Here is a 17,987-nt window from a genome sequence, read left to right on the forward strand (position 1 = left end):
AGGTGGTGAGGGGTCGGTTCTCGGACTATGGGGGGCTGCTTCTCGCCGCCGTGGCGGGTGAGCAGTACGATCCGCCTGACAGGGTCGCTAGCTGGGAGGACACACGTTGGGGCAGCTGACCGGCGGTGACCCGTCACTGCTCCGGCGGATCAACTCCGCCGTGGTGTTGCGGGCACTGCGCGCGGCCGAATCGCCGACACTCACCGATCTCACCCGGGTGACCGGACTCTCCCGGCCGACCGTCGAAGGGGTCGTGGAGGGTCTGATCGCGACCGGGCTCGTCGTCGAGGCCGATGCCGAAGAGGGCGCGCGGCGGCAGGGCAGGCCGGCCCGGCGGTTCCGGTTCCGTGCCGAGGCGGGCCATCTGCTCGGCATCGAGATCGGCTCGCACCGGATCGCGGTGCTGCTGTCCGGCCTGAACGGGCGGATCATCGGCGCGGGCACCAAGGAGGTCGCCGAGACGGCGACCGCCGACGAACGGCTGGAGCGGGTGCGCACGGCCGTCGCCGACCTGCTGCGCCGGGCCGGGGTTCCCCGGGACTCCCTTCGGGCGGTCGGGGTCGGCAGCCCCGGCATCGTGGAGGCGGACGGCACGGTCCGCCTGGGCACGGCGCTGCCCGGCTGGACCGGGCTGCCACTCGGGGAACGGTTGCGCCGCTCGTTCCGCTGCCCGGTGCACGTGGAGAACGACGCCAACGCGGCCGCCGTCGCCGAGCACTGGAAGGGCGCCGCACGGGACACCGACGACATGGTGTTCGTCATGGCGGGGCTGAGCCCCGGCGCCGGCTCGCTGATCGGCGGACGGCTGCACCGGGGCTTCGGCGGAGCGGCCGGCGAGATCGGCGCCCTGCACCTGCTGGGCCGCGAGGTGACGCCGGAGAAACTGCTGTCGACCACCGGCGAACCGTTGCACCCGCTGGACGAGCCCGCCGTCGCGGAGGTCTTCGCGATGGCCCGTCGGGGCGACGAGCGGGCGGTGGCCGCCGTGGAACGGTTCCTGCAGCGGCTGGTGCACGATGTGGCGGCGCTGGTCCTGGCGATGGATCCGGAGCTGGTGGTCGTCGGCGGCTGGGCCGCCGGTCTGGACGGGGTACTGGGTCCCCTCCGCCAGGAGCTGGAGCGCTACTGCCTGCGTCCGCCGAGGGTGGAGCTGTCGCTGCTCGGCGAGGCCGCCGTGGCCACCGGGGCCCTGCGGCTCGCGCTGGACCACGTCGAGGAGGAGCTGTTCGCGGTGGAGAAGACGGTCACCGCCCGCCGGTGACCCCGGAGGGTCGTTCGGGGGGGGCCACGGCCGGTCCCGACTGCCCCTGCCCGGGGCGCACCTCCTCCCGGATTGCCGGGCCCCTCCCCGATCGCCCGGCCCGGACCACCTGCGCGGCTCACTCCGACCGGTCCCGCCCGAGGCGGCCCCCTATTCGACGGGCCCTGTCGGCCCCGACCGACCCGGGCCGCACGATGTGAGCCTCCCCGGCCTGGGCCGGCCCGCGCTGTCAGGCGGGCGCGTCAGGTCGGCGCACGGCCGAGCCGGCAACCGCGGACCCGGCCCGGCCACCTGCCGACCACCTGTCGGCGGCGGACGGCGGCCCGGCGGCGGACGGCGGGCGGCACCTGACCGCCGGCGGCGCGAGGCCGCGTACCGGACCAGCCGGCCGGTGGGTTCGCGCGGGCGCCAGGGGTGGTCGTACGGCCCGGGGAACGCAAGGACGGCCCGGGGAGCGCACGGGTGCCGCGTGGCCGGTGGGTGCCACGCGGGCGCCGGGAGCGCAAGGGCGGCCCGGCGCGGGGCGCCGGGCCGTGAGGGGGTCCGGAGGCCTCGGCCGGAACCGTGCCTCCCCGTTCCCCCGGGGTCGTGCTGGGGGCGGCGGGTCCGTCAGGACGCGACGCGGGGCTCGTGGGTGATCTCGACGTCGCCGGAGTCGCCGAAGGTCAGGCGGCAGGTGTCCGCGCGGTAGGTGGCCACCGACACGGCGGCCGTTCCCGCCGCGGTGAAGTAGCGGGTGGTGACCAGCAGCACCGGGGCGCCGGGCAGGCGGTCGAGTTCGCGGGCGTCGTCCGCGCGGGCCGAGCCGAGCTCCACCGAACGGTCCTGGCCGTCGAGGACCAGCCGCTGGAGTTCGCGCAGGACGGCGCGGGCGCGGGCCGGTCCGGCCGGGGCCTCGATGGCGGGCAGTCCGGGCACGGAGGCGGCCGGGACGTACAGCAGCTCGGCGGCGACGACCTGGCCCTGGGTGACCCGGGTGCGGCGCACGGTCTGGACGGGCTCGTCGGCGGCGAAGCCCGCGCCACCGGCGGTGCCGGTGCGCAGGAGTCCGAGGACGGCGGCGGGCGGCAGGCCCTCGACCGCGTCCACCGGCTCCCAGCCGTCGACGCTCTCGCCGGGCCAGCTGTGCTGCGTGCTGCCGACGGCGACGCCGACGCGCGGCGGGGCGACCGTGGTGCCGACGCCGCGGCGCCGCTGCAGGCGTCCCTCGAGCTCCAGCTGTTCCAGCGCCTGACGCAGGGTCGCGCGGGCGACTCCGAAGCGAGCCGCGAGCTCGCGCTCGTTCGGCAGGACCTCGCCGACGGCGAAGTCCTGGTCGAGCGCTTCGCTGAGGACGGTCTTCAGGTGCCAGTACTTCGGCTCCGGCGCCGTTTCGAGCTGCGTGGTCCCCACCCTGACTCCTCCTGCCATCGCTGCACTCGCCGTGTGATCCAGCGGCAGTTCCGCGCCCTTGTTTATTAAAGGTTCCTGCACTATCCCTGCGACGATAGGACGGCACACTCCCTTGGTCAAGACCAATGCTCATCCCTTGCCGGGCAGATCGGGCATACGTATCAAGCCGTTCACGGGATGTTCTCGTGCGCACAGAAGGCTTGTAGTCAAGGGCTACCGGGCGGTAGTCATGGCGGTGGCACTACTGACAGCCCGTCTCATTCGACGCCCGCCCCCCGGGCGTCCACCCGACGAGGAGCAGCATGACCGCCACGGTCTCCTTCACGATCGACACGCCGCTGGGCCCCCGCACCACCACCGTCACCTACGAACGCAAAGGCGCCGGCGAACCGCTCCTCCTGCTGCACGGCATCGGCCACCACCTCCAGGCCTGGCACCCGGTGACGGACATCCTGGCCGCCGAGTACGACGTGATCGCCGTCGACCTGCCCGGCTTCGGCGCCTCGGAGCCGCTGCCCGAGGGAGTTCCGTACGACCTGGGCACCGTCGCGCCCGCCCTGGGCGCGCTCTGCGCGGCGCTGGGCGTCGAGCGCCCGCACGTCGCGGGCAACTCCCTCGGCGGCCTGCTCGCGCTGGAGATGGCCCGGAGCGGCCTCGTCCGCTCGGTCACCGCCCTGTCCCCCGCCGGGTTCTGGACCGAGGGCGAGCGCCGCTACGCCTTCGCCGCCCTCCTCGCGATGCGCGCCGGTGCCAGGGCGCTGCCGCGCCCCGCGCTGGAGCGGCTCTCACGGACCGCCGCCGGGCGGGCCGCGCTCACCGGGAGCATCTACGCGCGCCCGGCACGCCGTTCGCCGCGGGCAGTGGTCGAGGAGACCCTCGCCCTGCGCGACGCCACCGGGTTCGAGGCGACCCTGGCCGCCGGCGGCTCCGTACGGTTCACCGCGGACGTGCCCGGGATGCCGGTCACCATCGCCTGGGGCACCCGTGACCGGCTGCTGCTGCGCCGCCAGGGGGTCCGCGCCAAGCAGACCCTCCCCGGCGCCCGGCTGATCCGGCTCCCGGGCTGCGGGCACGTCCCGATGAACGACGATCCGGCCCTGGTCGCCCGGGTGGTCCTGGACACCGCCCGCAGCACCCGCCGCCCGGCCGCCGGAACGGCAGCAGGAACGCCCGCAGGAACGCCCGCAGGAGCGGCCGCCGGAGCCGCCGCCGGAGCCGCCGCCTGAGCCGCGCCTCCCCGGGACCGAGTCGCTGACGGTTGTTCATCCGCGGTTCGCGCGGCCGACGCGGCCGGGCCGGTGTGCGGCGGCACGCTGGTCCGGCCCCGCCCCGCCGGCCCCCGGAGACCCACCGATGGCACCGACGCCGCACACCCGCCGCTCCCTCCTCGGCGGTTCCCTCGCCCTGTCCTCCGCGCTGCTCGCCGCGCCGGTCCTGGCCGTCCCGGCGCTCGCCGCCGCACCGGCCTTCGCCCGCTCCGGCCGGCCCCACGCCTTCTGGGGCGTCCAGTCCGGCGAGGTCACCGCCCATTCGGCCACCGTCTGGACCCGCTCCGACCGCCCGGCCCGGATGTACGTCGACACCTCCCCGAGCGAGTCGTTCCGGTACGCCGTACGCCGCCACCGGGGCCCGCTGCTCGGCCCCTCCGGGGACTTCACCGGGACCACCGTCCTGCGCGACCTCCCGCCGGGGCAGCAGATCCACTACCGGGTCGTGCTGGCCGACCCCGACGACCCCCGCCGCGCCTCCGAGCCGGTGCAGGGCGCCTTCCGCACCACCCCCGTCTCCCGCCGCGACGACGTGCGCTTCCTGTGGTCCGGGGACCTGGCGGGCCAGGGCTGGGGCATCAACCCCGACCTCGGCGGCTACCGCGTCTTCGAGGAGATGCGGCTGCGCGACCCCGACTTCTTCCTGTTCAGCGGGGACACGATCTACGCCGACGGCCCGATCCAGCCCACCGCGACGCTGCGCGACGGCACCCTCTGGCGCAACGTCACCACCGAGGAGAAGGCGAAGGTGGCCGAGACCCTCGCCGAGTTCCGAGGCAACTTCCGCTACAACCTGCTCGACGGCAGCCTGCGCGGCTTCAACGCCCAGGTCCCGGTGCTCGCCCAGTGGGACGACCACGAGGTCCGCAACAACTGGTACCCGGGCCAGCTGATCGACGACCCCCGCTACACCGTCAAGGACGTCGACACCCTGGCCCGCCGCGCGCGCAGGGCCTTCGGCGAGTACTTCCCCGTCACCGACCTGCGCGGCGGCCGCGCCGAGGGCCGCATGTACCGGGTGATGCGGTACGGGCCGCTGCTCGACGTGTTCGTGCTCGACATGCGCACCCACCGCAACGCGAACTCCCCCGGCCGCGGGACCGACGACCCCGTGGGCATCCTCGGCTCCGAGCAGCTGGCGTGGCTCAAGCGCGAGCTGTCCCGTTCCCGCGCCACCTGGAAGGTCGTCGCCGCCGACATGCCGCTGGGGATCGTCGTCCCCGACGGCGCGACCGACTTCGAGGCCGTCGCCCAGGGCGACCCGGGCGCCCCGCTCGGCCGCGAGCTCCAGATCGCCGAACTCCTGCGCCACATCAAGCACCAGCGCATCACCGGCACCGTCTGGCTGACCGCCGACGTCCACTACACCGCCGCGAACCACTACGCGCCCGAGCGGGCCGCCTTCGGCGACTTCGCGCCGTTCTGGGAGTTCGTATCCGGTCCGATCGGCGCGGGCGGATTCCCGGCCGGGCGCCTCGACGCCACTTTCGGGCCGCAGACCGCGTACGTCCAGTCCGCTCCCGTGGCGAACATGTCCCCGTCCGAGAACCCCCCGTACTACGGCGAGGTCGACATCGACGGCGGCAGCGGGGACCTGACGGTCCGGCTGCGGCGCCAGGGAGGCGGCGTACTGTTCACCAAGACGCTCCGGCCCGGTCAGGTGGGCCAGTAGCGGGCTCCGCGGCGGCACTTCCCAGGTCCGCCCGCCCCGCCGACAGGGCCCGCACGGCCCGTCCCCCTCGGACGTATACCGTCCGAATTCCTGAAACGACCTGGAAAACCGGATGGAATCGGCCAGATCGATACTTAACCAGTCGGTCACAGATCGTTCGTGATCACGCAACACCCCTGCGCCACAGTGGCGTGCATGACTGACCGTACGCATGCCCCCGCCCAGCGTTCCCACTGCCACCACTGGCGCCGCGACGTCGTCGAACTGGCCGCGCTGTTCTGCGCCGTCGCGGTCGCCGACGCCATCGCCAATCTCGTCGTGCACGCCCCGAGGGGCCCCGTCCTGCTGGTCGCCTCGGCCGTGGCACTGCTGTTCACCGCGGCCTTCCACACCTGGTGGGCCCGGCGCCACAGCCATGCGCCGCCGCCGGCCGACACCGCCCCCTCCGATCCGGCGACGACCGCCGGGGCCGGCGGGGAGCCGACGGCGGCCCTCACCCCCGCGCTGTGGCGGATGCGGACGACCGTACGGGACGAGCCCGGCTCGCTGGCGGCGCTCTGCACCGCCCTCGCCCGCAACAGCGTGGACATCCTGACCCTCCAGACGCACCCGCTCCCCGAGGGCGGCACCGTCGACGAGTTCCTGCTGCGGGCCCCGCAGGCGCTGCCCTCCGCCGACCTCACCCGCGCCGTCGCCCGCGCCGGCGGCCACAGCACCTGGATCGAGCGCGCCGACGCCCACGACCTCGTCGACACCCCCACCCGCGTCCTGGGCCTGGCCACCCGCACCGCGCTGGACGCCGCCGAGCTCCCCCTCGCACTGCGCCAGCTGCTCGGCCGCTGCACGATCCACTCGATCCCCGCGACCACCCTCTCCGGCCGCCCCAACGCGGGCGCCGACGCCCCGGTCGAAGGAGTCCTGGAGGCCACGGTGATGCGGCTGCGCGACCCCTCCGGCGGCGCGATCACCGTGGAGCGGCCGTACCTGCCCTTCACCCCCACCGAGTTCGCCCGCGCCCGGGCCCTCGTCGAGCTCGACGCGCGGCTCGGCCCCCGCGTCCCGCGCAGCCAGGACGTGCTGACCCTGCCCGAGGGCAACGAGATCACCGTGCGCCGCGCCGACGCCTCCGACCTCCCGGCAGCCCGCGCGATGCACGACCGCTGCTCGGACCGGACCCTGTCGCTGCGCTACCACGGGCCCGTCGCCGACGCCGACCGCTACCTCGGCCACCTGCTGAGCCCGCGCTTCGGCCGCACCCTCGCCGCCACCACCGCCTCCGGCCGGCTCGTCGCCCTCGGCCACCTGCTGTGGGACGGCGACGAGACCGAGGTGGCGCTGCTCATCGAGGACGACTGGCAGCGCCGCGGCATCGGCTCCGAACTGCTGCGCCGGCTGATCGCGATGGCCGTGGAGGCCCGGTGCGACAGCGTGTACGCCGTCACCCAGGCCTCCAACACCGGCATGGTCGCCGCCATGCGCGGCCTGGGGCTCCCCCTCGACTACCAGATCGAGGAGGGCACCCTGGTGATCACGGCCCGGCTGGACGCCGCCCGGGTCAGTTCGCGGCCGCCGCACGAGCCGCCGCCCGCACAGCACTCGTACGGGGAGCTGCGACCGGAGCGGAAACAGGGGTAGCGGAAGGAGCCGCACCCGCGCTGAGGGCCTGGTCCAGATCCGCCCACAGGTCGTCCACGTCCTCCAGCCCGACCGACATCCGCAGCAGCCGGTCGCTCACCCCGGAGGAGTGCCGGTCGCCCTCGGCGACGATCCGGTGGCTGATTGAGGCCGGGTGCTGGATCAGGCTGTCCACGCTGCCGAGGCTGACCGCCGGGGTGATCAGGCGTACGGCGCCGATCACCTCGTGCGGGTCCCCGGTGGTCTCGAAGGCGACCATGGCTCCGCCGATCCGCGGGTAGTGCACCCGCTCCACCCGCGGGTCGTCCGCGAGGCGGCGGGCCAGTTCGGCGGCGCTGGCGGACGCGGCCCGGACCCGGACCGGAAGCGTCGAGAGGCCGCGCAGGAGCAGGTACGCGGCCAGCGGGTGCAGGACGCCGCCGGTCGCGAACCGCACCTGGCGGAGCTTGCGGGCGAAGTCCTCGTCGCAGGCGACGATCCCGCCGAGCACGTCTCCGTGGCCGCCCAGGTACTTGGTGGCGCTGTGCAGGACCAGCCGGGCCCCGCTCTCCGCGGGCCGCTGGAGCACCGGGGTGGCGAAGGTGTTGTCGACCAGCAGCGGCACCTCCCCGCAGGAGTGGGCGGCGGCGCGCAGGTCGATCTCCGCGAGGGTCGGGTTGGCCGGGGACTCGATCATGACCAGCCCGGTGTCCGGGCGGATGGCGTCCGCGATGCCCGCCGGGTCCACCCAGGTGACCTCGGTGCCGAGCAGGCCGCTGCCGAGCAGGTGGTCGCTGCACCCGTAGAGCGGGCGCACGGCGACCACGTGCCGCAGGCCCATGGCGCCGCGCACCAGCAGGGTGGCGGTCAGGGCGGCCATGCCGCTGGCGAAGGCGACGGCGCTCTCCGTCCCCTCCAGGCGGGCCAGGGCGGTCTCGAAGCGGGCGGTGGTCGGGTTGTCGAGGCGCGAGTAGACCGGCGGGCCCTCGGGGCGGGCCCCGGTGGTGGCGAACTCGTCGATACGAGCGGCCTCCGCCCTGCTGTCGTACGACGGGTAGGTCGTCGACAGGTCGAGCGGAGGCGCGTGCAGCCCGAGCCGTGCGAGGTCCTCGCGTCCGGCGTGCACTGCTTCGGTGGCCAGCGACCGTCGTGCGGTCTGGGCGTTCGTCTCCATGCCCGGTACTGTGCGCGGTCGACCGGTGATGACGGGAAAATGCCGTGCTACGTTCGGCCAATGTCCGATTCCGTTGCTTTGGATCCGACCGATCTGCAGATTCTGCGGCTCCTGCAGAACGACGCCCGGACCACCTACCGCGACCTCGCCGCCGAGGTAGGCGTCGCCGCGTCCACCTGTCTGGACCGGGTCGCGCGGATGCGCCGCTCCGGGATCATCCTCGGGAACCGGCTGCGGCTCGATCCGGCGAAGCTCGGCCGCGGTCTGGAGGCGCTGCTCCTGGTCCAGGTGCGCCCGCACCGGCGCGAGCTGATCGGGCCCTTCGTGGACCGGGTGCGCTCGCTGCCCGCCTCCCGCGCCGTCTTCCACCTCACCGGACCCGACGACTACCTGGTCCACGTCGCGGTCGCCGACCCGGGTGAGCTCCAGCGGCTGGTCCTCGACGAGTTCACCTCGCGGCGCGAGGTCGCGCGGGTGGAAACCCGGCTGATCTTCCAGGAATGGGACTGCGGGCCGCTGCTGCCGCCGACGTCCGCGGGCTGAGGAGCGGGGCGCGGTGATGACGCGGCGGCGCCCCCCGTACGAAGATGGCGGCATGTCAGAGATCTTGCAGAACAACAGCGCCGCACGACTGCCCCGCCAGGTGGCCGACGCGTACGTCGACGACCTCGTCGCCATCGACCCGATCGCCGGCACCTACCTCGGTGTCGCCTCCAGTTCCCGCAGTCTTCCGGACTTCTCCCCGGCCGGCCGGGCCGCCGCCGCCGAGCTGTCCCGCACGACCCTCGCCCTCCTGGACGCCGCCGAGCGGCTGCCCGGCGGCGACAGCGACGCCGAGCGCCGCTGCGCCCGCCTGCTGCGCGAGCGGCTGACCGCCGAACTCGCCGTCCACGAGGCCGACGAGGACCTGTGCGCGGTCAGCAACATCCACAGCCCCGTCCACTCCGTCCGCGAGGTCTTCACCCTCACCCCCGCCGAGAGCGACGAGGACTGGGCGGCGATCGCCGAGCGGCTGCGCGCCGTCCCCGCCGCCCTCGCCGGCTACCGCGAGAGCCTCGGACTCGGCCTGGAACGCGGCCTGTACGGCGGCCCGCGCCCCACGGCCACCTTCATCGAGCAGCTCGGCACCTGGGCCGGCGATGCGGGCGCCGCCGACCCGGGCGACGCGGCGGGCACCGAGCCCGCCTTCTTCGAGGACTTCGCCTCCCGCGGCCCGGACTCCCTGCGCGCGGGCCTGGACGAGGCGGCCGCGGAGGCGACCGCCGCCCTGCGCTCGCTGCGCGACTGGATGCGCGAGGTGTACGCCCCGGCCGTCGAGGGCCGGCCCGACACGGTGGGGCGCGAGCGCTACGCCCGCTGGTCGCGGTACTTCAACGGTACGGACCTCGACCTGGACGAGGCGTACGCCTACGGCTGGTCGGAGTACCACCGGCTGCTCGCCGAGATGAAGGCCGAGGCGGCCAAGATCCTGCCGGGCGCGGGCCCCTGGGAGGCGCTGGCGCACCTGGACGAGCACGGCACCCACATCGAGGGGGTGGACGAGGTCCGGGACTGGCTCCAGGGCCTGATGGACGAGGCCGTCGAGAACCTCGACGGCACGCACTTCGAACTCGCCGACCGGGTCAAGAAGGTGGAGTCGAAGATCGCCCCGCCGGGCGGCGCCGCGGCTCCGTACTACACCAGCCCCTCCGAGGACTTCTCCCGGCCGGGCCGCACCTGGCTGCCCACCATGGGGCAGACCCGCTTCCCGGTGTACGACCTGGTCTCCACCTGGTACCACGAGGGCGTTCCGGGCCACCACCTCCAGCTCGCGCAGTGGACGCACGTGGCGGACCGGCTCTCGCGCTACCAGGCCACCATCGGCATCGTCAGCGCCAACGCCGAGGGCTGGGCGCTGTACGCGGAGCGGCTGATGGACGAGCTGGGCTACCTCAAGGACGCCGAGCAGCGCCTGGGCTACCTGGACTGCCAGATGATGCGTGCGGCGCGGGTCATCGTGGACATCGGCATGCACCTGGGGCTGCCCATCCCGGCGGACTCCCCGTTCCACCCGGGCGAGACCTGGACGGTGGACCTCGCGCAGGAGTTCTTCGGCCTGCACAGCGGCCGGCCGGCGGACTTCGTCGAGAGCGAGCTGACCCGGTACCTGTCGATGCCGGGGCAGGCGATCGGCTACAAGCTGGGCGAGCGCGCCTGGCTGCTGGGCCGGGACAACGCCCGTGCGGCGCACGGCGATTCCTTCGACCTGAAGGCCTGGCACATGGCGGCCCTCTCGCAGGGGTCGCTGGGGCTGGACGACCTGGTGGACGAGCTGTCCAAGCTCTGACGGCCACGGCCACGGCCACGGCCGAAGTCACAGCCGCGGCCACAGCCGCCCGCGCCGCGGGAACGGGCCGCTCCCTCGTGCGGCCCGTTCCCCCGTACGCCCCCGTCCCCCCGTGCGGCCCGGGTACGGCCTCAGCAGCCGCAGTCGTCCGAGTCGGTGGGGGCGGTCAGCGGGTCGGCCTCGGCGCGCCGCTCGCTGCCCTGCCAGGTCTCCACCTCGAAGCCCTCGCGGATCCAGTACTCGATGCCGCCGAGCATCTCCTTGACCTGGAAGCCGAGTTCGGCCAGGGTGAGCGCCGAACGGGCGCCGCCGTTGCAGCCGGGTCCCCAGCAGTACGTGACCACGGGCAGGTTCCGGTCGAGGAGCAGCTCGGCCTGCTCGGGGACGAGGGCGGTGGGCAGGTGGACCGCGCCGGGGACGTGCGCCTGGTCCCAGGCCGGGGTGGAGCGGGAGTCGACGAGCTGGAAGCCGAGCTCCGCGCCCTGCCCGCGGTGGGCCGCGAAGGCCGCGGCGACGTCGGACACGTCCGCGTGGAAGGCGAGGCTCGCGGCGAAGTAGGCGGCGGCAGCGGCCGGCGCGGCCGGGGGCACCCGCAGCACGGGGTTGGCGGCCGCGGAGACGGCTCCGGGGGTGGCCCCGGCACGGGTGGCGGTGGCGTCCGGCTCGGTGATCTGCGGGTTCGTCGTCGTCATGGCCCAAAATCTACGATCGACCGACCATCCCCGGAAGTGACTTTCCCCGGCCCTTTCCATGTCCGGCCGAAGAATCCCTGCTAGACCTGCGGCATGACCGACTATTCCCCGGACGCCACCGACTGGCGCATCCTCGAAGCCCTCCAGCACGACGGCCGCGCCAGTTTCACCGAGCTCGCCCGCACCGTCTCCATGTCCGCGAGCGCCGTCACCGAGCGGGTCCGCCGCCTGGAGGAGGTGGGGGTGATCACGGGGTACACGGCGGTGGTGAACCCCGAGAGGCTCGGCAAGTCGATCCTCGCCCTGGTCCGGCTGCGCTACCCGCACGGCAACTACAAACCGTTCCACGACTTCCTGGACGCCACCCCGGACATCCTGGAGGCCCACCACGTCACCGGCGACGACTGCTTCGTGCTCAAGGTCGCCGCCCGCTCGATGGCGCACCTCGAAGAGGTCACGGGCCGGATCTCGGGGCTCGGCTCGGTGACGACGAGCGTCGTGTACTCCTCACCGCTGCCCCGCCGCCCGCTCAGCCCGTGAGCACAGCGCTCAGCCCGTGAGCGGGCGGTCGGTCCGGGAGTGGGGCGGTCAGTCCGTCAGCGGGCCGGGCGGTCAGTCCGTCAGCGCGGCGGTGCGGTGGCGCACCACCGAGCCGCCGCGCTGCTTGACGATCTCCAGCTGGGCCTGGACCCGGGTCCGCAGGTCGGCGACGTGGCTGACGATGCCGACGCTGCGGTCCCGCTCGCGCAGCGAGTCCAGGACGTCGAGCACCTCGTCCAGCGCCTGGTCGTCGAGGCTGCCGAAGCCCTCGTCGATGAACAGGGTGTCCAGGCGCATGCCGCCCGCCTCGTCCGTGACCACGTCGGCCAGGCCGAGCGCGAGGGCGAGCGACGCGAAGAAGGTCTCGCCCCCGGACAGCGTGGAGGTGTCGCGCTCACTGCCGGTCCAGGCGTCGACCACGTGCAGGCCCAGGCCGGACCGGCCGCGTCCGCTCGCGCGCGCGTCGGAGTGGACCAGCGTGTAGCGCCCGCCGGACATCCGCAGCAGCCGTACCGTCGCCGCGGCGGCCACCTGCTCCAGGCGGGCGGCGAGGACGTACGCCTCCAGGCGCATCTTGCGCTCGTTGTCGGCGGAGGTGCCGGCGGTGAGCCCGGCCAGCCGGGCGACCCGGTCGTAGGCCTCGCGCAGCGGGCCCAGGGCGCGCAGCTCCTGGTCGGCCCGGTGGGACAGGGCGTCCAGCTCGGCGCAGCGGACCCGGGCGGCGTCGTGGGCGGACCCCGCCGTACGGAGCTTCGCCGCGGCCCGCGCGGCGTACGCCTCGGCGGCCTCCGGTGCGGCCGGGGGCAGCGCCGCCGCCTCGGCGGTGCCGGTCTCGCCGCGGCGGTCCGCCAGCATGGCCTCCTCCGCCTGCCAGGCGTCCAGCCGGTGTTGCAGGGCGGTGCGCTCGTACTCGGGGAGCACGGCTTCGGCGGCGGCCTCGACGGTGTCGAACCCGGCCTTGAACGCGGCGTCGGCGAGCTGGTCGTCGGCCTCCTTCAGCCGGGCGGCGGTCGTCTCGGCCCGGCGCAGCGCGCCGGCGGCCGCCGAGACCATCCGGACCCGGTCCTCCAGGGTGCGGGCCCGGGCGGCGACGGTGGGCGCGTCACCCCGGACCTGGGCGAGCTCCGCCTCCAGCGAGGCCTGCTCCTGGTCCAGGGCCTCGCGGCGCGAGGCCCTGGCGGCGACCCGGCGCTCGGCGTCGAGGCGGTCGGCGCTGCGCGCGGCGTGCTCCCGCTCGGCGCGCGCGAGGTGTTCCCGTGCGGAGTGCAGTCCCGCGGCGGCGGCGTGGGCGGCGGCGTGCCGGGCGCTCAGGTCCGACGCCAGGCCGTCGAGTTCGGTGGTGGTGGCGTCCCCGGCGGCGGACGCGGCCCCGGTGCGGGCCTCCTCCAGGGCCGCGAGGCGCAGTCCGACGGCGGCCCGGGCCTCCTCGGCCCGCTCGAAGGCGGCGTGGGCGGCGTCCTCGGCGTCCCGGTCGACGTGGCCGGGGGCCGGGCGGGCCGGGGCCGGGTGCTCGGCGCAGCCGCACACGGCGCAGGCTTCCCCGGCGACCAGGGCTTCGGCGAGCTCGGCGGCGATCCCGCGCAGCCGCGCCTCCTTGAGCTCCAGCCAGCGCTCCCGGGCGGCGGCCGACTCCGCGCGTACGGCGAGCAGTTCGTCCTCGGCGCGGCGCGCGTCGACGGTGAGGGCGTCCCGTTTCCGGGCGGCCCGGAGGCGCTCCCGGGCGGGTTCCAGCCGGCCGGCGAGCTGCTCGGCCAGCGTCGCGGCCTGCTGGGCGGAGTCCACCCGCGCGGCCAGGGCGGCCCGGGTGGTGTCCCAGCGCTCCAGCCACTCGGCGGACTCCTGGTGCTGCTCCTCGGCGGCCCGGGCCTCGCGTTCCAGGTCGGCGCGCTCGCGGCCGATCTCGGCGCTGCGCTGCTCGGACCGCCGGGCGGCGCCGAGCGCGCCGAGGTCCTCGCGCAGCCGCTGCTCGACGGAGGCGAGGTGTTCGGCGCCCGCTTCGGCCAGGGGCGGCGGGAGTTCGGCGCGGGCCGCCGCCTCGGCGTGGGCGGCGCCGAGGTGCGCGGCGGAGGCCGCCCCGCGCAGTTCCAGGGCGGGGGCCACCATGGCGCCGCGCCGGGCCCGGTCGAGGAGACCGCGTACGCGTTCCCGCTCGGGCCCCGCTTCGGCGAGCGCGGCGGCCCGGCGGGTGGTCTCGGCGTGGCGGCGCTGGAGCCGGTCGAGCTCCCGCGCGTCCTCGGCGGCGCGCCGGGCCGCGGCGTGGCGGCCCTCGACGGCGGCGAGGGCGTACTCGGTGACCGTGAAGCGCTCCCGGGCCGCGCACCGGGCGACGGCGGCCCAGGCGCGGACGGCCGGGGCGAGTCCGGGGTCTCCGGGCTGGTGTCCGGGCAGCGGCCAGTCCCGCAGGTCGGTGCTGTCGCCGGCGGCCTGGGCGAGGCGCTGGGCGGTGTGCAGCACCTTCTCGTCGCCGGCCCGGACCCCTGCTTCGGCGGCCCGGCGGCGTTCGCCGAGCAGGGCTTCGACGGCGGCGAACCGGCGGGTGTCGAAGAGCCGTCCGAGCAGCCGTCCGCGGGCGGCCTCGTCGGCGCGCAGGAACCGGGCGAACTCCCCCTGCGGCAGCAGCACCACCTGGCAGAACTGCTCGCGGCTCATGCCGAGGAGCTGCTCGACCTCCTCGCCGATCTCCTGGTGGGAGCGGCTGAGCGCGTTCCAGCCGTCGGCGGTGTGCTCGCGCAGCCGGCTCTGCGCCTTGTCCTTGGTGGTGCCCGTGCCGCGCTTCTTCGGCCGGTCCTGCTCGGGGCGCCGGGTGATCTCCAGGCGGCGGCCGCCCACGGTGAGTTCGAGGGTGACCTCGGTGGGGGTCCCGGCGGCGGCGTGGTCGCTGCGCAGGCTGGTGCCGGGGGCTTGGCGGGGGCCGGGGACGGACCCGTAGAGCGCGTAGCAGACGGCGTCGAGGACGGAGGTCTTGCCGGCGCCGGTGGGTCCGTGGAGCAGGAAGATCCCGGCGCCGGAGAGCGCGTCGAAGTCGATCTCCTGGGGTTCGGCGAAGGGGCCGAAGGCGGTGACCTTGAGCCGGTGCAGCCTCATCTGTGGGTCTCCCGCAGGCCGTCTTCGACCCGTACGGCGTCGAAGGCGCCCTGGAGCACGGCCCGTTCGGCGTCGTCGGCGCGGCCGCCGCCGCGGCCGCCGCCGCGGACGTGGGCGACGAAGTCCTCGGCGATCTCCTGGTCGCTGCGGCCCTTGAGGCGCTGGGCGTAGGAGACTCCGGGCTCCTCCTCGCGGCCCTCGGGATCGAAGCCGAGGCTGAGGGTGTGCGGGAAGCGGGTGGCGAGCCGGGCCATGGGGTCGTCGGGGCGGACGGGGTCGGTGAGGACGGCCTCGACCCAGGAGTCCTCGTGCGCGGCGTGCGCGGTGTCCTGCAGCAGGTCCTCCAGCCGGCCGCGCAGCCGGCCGAGGGCGCGCGGTACGGGGGTGTCGATCCGCTCGGCGGCGATCTGGCCGCCGGCGCCCAGCTCGACCAGCCACATGGTCTTGCGGTGGTCGGCCTCGGAGAAGGAGTAGGCGAGCGGGGATCCGGAGTAGCGGACCCGTTCGCCGATCGTCTGGCAGCCGTGGAGGTGGCCGAGGGCCGCGTAGTCCACGCCGTCGAAGACGGAGGCGGGTACGGCCTCGACCCCGCCGACGGCGATGTCGCGCTCGCTGTCGCTGGCCTGCCCGCCGGTGACGAAGGCGTGGGCCAGGACGACGGAGCGGGTGCCGGGCGGGCGGGCTGCGAGGTCGGCCCGGATCCGGTCCATGGCCGCGCCGAGGACGGCCTCGTGGCTGACCTTGTCCGTGCCGAACTGGTCCTTGACGAGCGCCGGTTCCAGGTACGGCAGCCCGTAGAACGCCACCTGGCCGTGTACGTCGGTCAGCACCACGGGGTCGGCGCAGCCGGCCGGGTCGGTCCTGAGGTGGATGCCGGCCCGGTCGATCAGCCCGGCCCCGACGCCGAGGCGGCGTGCGGAGTCGTGGTTGCCGGAGATCATCACGGTGGGCACGCCGAGGTCGGCGAGCCGGTGCAGGACACGGTCGTACAGCTCGACGGCGGCGAGAGGGGGCACGGCCCGGTCGTAGACGTCGCCGGCGACGAGGAGGGCGTCGACCTCCCGCTCCCGCACGGTCGCGACGAGGTGGTCGACGAAGGCGGCCTGGGCGCCGAGCAGGTTCACGCGGTGGAAGGCCCGGCCGAGGTGCCAGTCGGAGGTGTGCAGAATCCTCAAGATATCGCTCCGACCTGCACTTTTACCGCTCCTCCGCTTCCGAAACCAGCACGGAACCAGCACGGGCACCGCGGTCGGTACCAACCACGCTAACGCCAGTCAGCACCTGGTCCCTCACAGACCTCAGTCTGCCACCGGCGTCCGGGGTCAGGTGACCATGGATGTAAGCCGTGATCTGGAGCACCAATGCGCAGACCCCAACCCGCCGTCAACCGGATGGGGATTGCCCAGTCTGGGCGAACCTCCGCAGCAACGGCCAGGACCGCCTTGGCATCCGAGCCGGCCGCGGTGCCAGCGGTTGGCGGGGAGTGGCGGTGCAGGTACCAGGCGGCGGAGCAGGACTTCGTGGCTCACCCCGAGAGGTGCGTCATGTGTTCGACGGGGCGGCTCGCAGACCGCTGAGCAGTGTGGCGAGGTAGCGGTGTGCTGTGTCGGTTCGGTCGGCCACGTTGCCGCTGTGGACGTTGACGGCGTGGGCGATGCCGCACATCAGGGGGACGAGATCGGCAGCGGACAGGTCGGGGCGGACCACTGCGGCTTCGCGGGCCCGGTTGAGGAGTTCGGTGCCGGTCGTTGTCAGCGCGTGCCTGAGCTCCGTGGTGCGCGGGAGGGTGTCGGCGGGTGCGGCGGTGACCAGGGCCAGGGAGGCGTCGGAAGGCCTCGACGGTTCCGGCCTCCAGCGTGCGTACGAACTCCGACTCCTTGCGCGCCGCGACCGCCCAGACCGTGTCGGCGCCCGGGGCGCTGTCGGGGCTGCCGGGCGGCAGGTCGATGCCTCGCGCGTTCAGGAAGGAGGCCGCTCCGTCCAGCCGGGGTTTTCCGTCGACCCACTGGCGGTACTCACGGTCCGCGTCGAAGGGCGGCTGACGTCCCTTCCCGGATGAGGCCCAGGCGTCCAGACAGCTGTCGAAGGCGGTCTTCCATGCTGCGGCGTGCAGCCGCGCCGAGTCGAGCAGTACCCCGTCGGTGTCGAACGCGACGGCACGTAGCGCGCTCACGCGGATCGAGCACGGCGGCCGCTGATCCGGGTGGGGGTGATGGACATCCAGTGCGTGCGGGGGCCGCCGGCCCAGGGGAGCGAGCGGGGGACCGAGAACAGGTGGCTGACGCGCGCCCCGTCCGTGACCCCGGACAACTCGCCGACGGCCATGACGCTCCAGCCTTCTCGCATCGCGTCGTCTATGTGGTCCACTTCGAAGGCGACCTCGGTCCCGGCTGCCTCGGCGAGCCGCGAGTTGGCCGCTGTGCGGAACGCGATCTCGTCTCCCACGACGACGTAGTTGACCAGAAAGACGGCAAGTCCTTCCAGGTCGGAGAAACCGACCCGGCCGATGCCGTGGGTGGAGAGCAGGCGGTGGCACTCGGCCTCGCTCAGCACCGTCAGCTCGGAATCACGCATCGCGGTCCCCATGCCGGGCGGACTGTCGGTCGTTCTCCCGGTCAGCTCGGAAACGGTGGTCCCCAGGCCGTCCGCGAGGCATACGAGCATGCCCATGCTGGGCGCAGCCGCCCGTTCCTCCACGTAGGCGATGTACGACGCGGCCGCCCCGCAGCGCTCCGCGAGTTCTTCGCGCGTGATCCCCAGCTCTTCGCGGCGGGCGGTCACGCGTCGTCCGAGGTCGCCGCGGGCAGCGGGAACCTCGATCGGAGACGGATCTGCTGCGGACTTTCCCATGATCGTCACACCCTTGCCATGTCGAAGCCGGTACAGGAAGGTCCCGTGGGCGTCTACCTCAGGCTGTACCCGCTGCGAGCTCGCGCCCAGGGCCGGACGGTCCCGTCCCGGGGC

The 17,987-nt window shown here is 74.6% G+C and carries 14 protein-coding genes; 7 read left to right on the top strand and 7 right to left on the bottom strand.

Going from position 1 to position 17,987, the window contains the following annotated elements; all coding sequences use genetic code 11:
* The first annotated feature begins 106 nt into the window (after nt 1–106).
* Nucleotides 107–1,261 carry an ROK family transcriptional regulator gene (locus ACFWTC_RS23730; protein ID WP_383916223.1) on the top strand — a complete coding sequence of 385 codons (1,155 nt, stop codon included), beginning with the start codon at nt 107–109 and terminating at the stop codon, nt 1,259–1,261.
* Nucleotides 1,262–1,870: 609 nt separating this feature from the next.
* Here the strand turns inward: ACFWTC_RS23730 and ACFWTC_RS23735 are convergent.
* On the bottom strand, nt 1,871–2,653 hold the full coding sequence (locus ACFWTC_RS23735) for a GntR family transcriptional regulator (RefSeq protein WP_383916225.1): 783 nt from the start codon (nt 2,651–2,653) through the stop codon (nt 1,871–1,873).
* 302 nt (nt 2,654–2,955) lie between these two features.
* Between ACFWTC_RS23735 and ACFWTC_RS23740 the strand changes: the two genes are divergently transcribed.
* The 3 genes from ACFWTC_RS23740 to ACFWTC_RS23750 all read left to right on the top strand — a co-directional run bounded on the left by ACFWTC_RS23740 (nt 2,956) and on the right by ACFWTC_RS23750 (nt 7,228).
* Nucleotides 2,956–3,879, top strand: coding sequence for an alpha/beta fold hydrolase (locus ACFWTC_RS23740; RefSeq protein ID WP_384028346.1), 924 nt, complete (start codon nt 2,956–2,958; stop codon nt 3,877–3,879).
* Nucleotides 3,880–4,006: 127 nt separating this feature from the next.
* Nucleotides 4,007–5,593 (top strand): alkaline phosphatase D family protein, encoded by a 1,587-nt coding sequence (locus ACFWTC_RS23745; protein ID WP_383916229.1) that lies wholly within the window; start codon nt 4,007–4,009, stop codon nt 5,591–5,593.
* 195 nt (nt 5,594–5,788) lie between these two features.
* Nucleotides 5,789–7,228, top strand: coding sequence for a GNAT family N-acetyltransferase (locus ACFWTC_RS23750; RefSeq protein WP_384028344.1), 1,440 nt, complete (start codon nt 5,789–5,791; stop codon nt 7,226–7,228).
* Here the strand turns inward: ACFWTC_RS23750 and ACFWTC_RS23755 are convergent.
* Nucleotides 7,149–8,381, bottom strand: coding sequence for a trans-sulfuration enzyme family protein (locus ACFWTC_RS23755; RefSeq protein ID WP_383916233.1), 1,233 nt, complete (start codon nt 8,379–8,381; stop codon nt 7,149–7,151). The genes ACFWTC_RS23750 and ACFWTC_RS23755 overlap by 80 nt on opposite strands.
* A gap of 60 nt (nt 8,382–8,441) precedes the next feature.
* Between ACFWTC_RS23755 and ACFWTC_RS23760 the strand changes: the two genes are divergently transcribed.
* Entirely contained in the window at nt 8,442–8,924 is a 483-nt protein-coding gene (locus ACFWTC_RS23760) for an Lrp/AsnC family transcriptional regulator (protein ID WP_383916235.1), read from the top strand.
* A gap of 52 nt (nt 8,925–8,976) precedes the next feature.
* Nucleotides 8,977–10,707, top strand: a complete 1,731-nt coding sequence (locus ACFWTC_RS23765) for a DUF885 domain-containing protein (protein WP_383916237.1) — start codon at nt 8,977–8,979, stop codon at nt 10,705–10,707.
* Between the two features lie 131 nt (nt 10,708–10,838).
* Here the strand turns inward: ACFWTC_RS23765 and ACFWTC_RS23770 are convergent, their stop codons facing one another.
* Nucleotides 10,839–11,399: a rhodanese-like domain-containing protein gene (locus tag ACFWTC_RS23770; protein ID WP_384028342.1), complete on the bottom strand. Its 561-nt coding sequence runs from the start codon at nt 11,397–11,399 to the stop codon at nt 10,839–10,841.
* A gap of 93 nt (nt 11,400–11,492) precedes the next feature.
* Between ACFWTC_RS23770 and ACFWTC_RS23775 the strand changes: the two genes are divergently transcribed.
* A complete protein-coding gene (locus tag ACFWTC_RS23775; protein WP_383916241.1) occupies nt 11,493–11,939 on the top strand; it encodes an Lrp/AsnC family transcriptional regulator in 447 nt (148 codons plus the stop codon).
* A gap of 72 nt (nt 11,940–12,011) precedes the next feature.
* Here the strand turns inward: ACFWTC_RS23775 and ACFWTC_RS23780 are convergent, their stop codons facing one another.
* The 4 genes from ACFWTC_RS23780 to ACFWTC_RS23795 all read right to left on the bottom strand — a co-directional run bounded on the left by ACFWTC_RS23780 (nt 12,012) and on the right by ACFWTC_RS23795 (nt 17,873).
* Complete coding sequence (locus ACFWTC_RS23780) at nt 12,012–15,023, bottom strand: AAA family ATPase (protein WP_384028340.1); 3,012 nt, start codon at nt 15,021–15,023, stop codon at nt 12,012–12,014.
* Nucleotides 15,020–16,198 carry an exonuclease SbcCD subunit D gene (locus ACFWTC_RS23785; protein WP_384028338.1) on the bottom strand — a complete coding sequence of 393 codons (1,179 nt, stop codon included), beginning with the start codon at nt 16,196–16,198 and terminating at the stop codon, nt 15,020–15,022. Before ACFWTC_RS23785 ends, ACFWTC_RS23780 begins: the two co-directional genes overlap by 4 nt.
* 367 nt (nt 16,199–16,565) lie before the next feature.
* Nucleotides 16,566–16,841: a hypothetical protein gene (locus ACFWTC_RS23790; protein WP_383916291.1), complete on the bottom strand. Its 276-nt coding sequence runs from the start codon at nt 16,839–16,841 to the stop codon at nt 16,566–16,568.
* Nucleotides 16,842–17,192: 351 nt separating this feature from the next.
* On the bottom strand, nt 17,193–17,873 hold the full coding sequence (locus ACFWTC_RS23795) for a helix-turn-helix domain-containing protein (RefSeq protein WP_384028336.1): 681 nt from the start codon (nt 17,871–17,873) through the stop codon (nt 17,193–17,195).
* Nucleotides 17,874–17,987: the final 114 nt, after the last annotated feature.

Source organism: Streptomyces sp. NPDC058619 (genome assembly GCF_042717785.1).
Classification (GTDB): domain Bacteria; phylum Actinomycetota; class Actinomycetes; order Streptomycetales; family Streptomycetaceae; genus Streptomyces.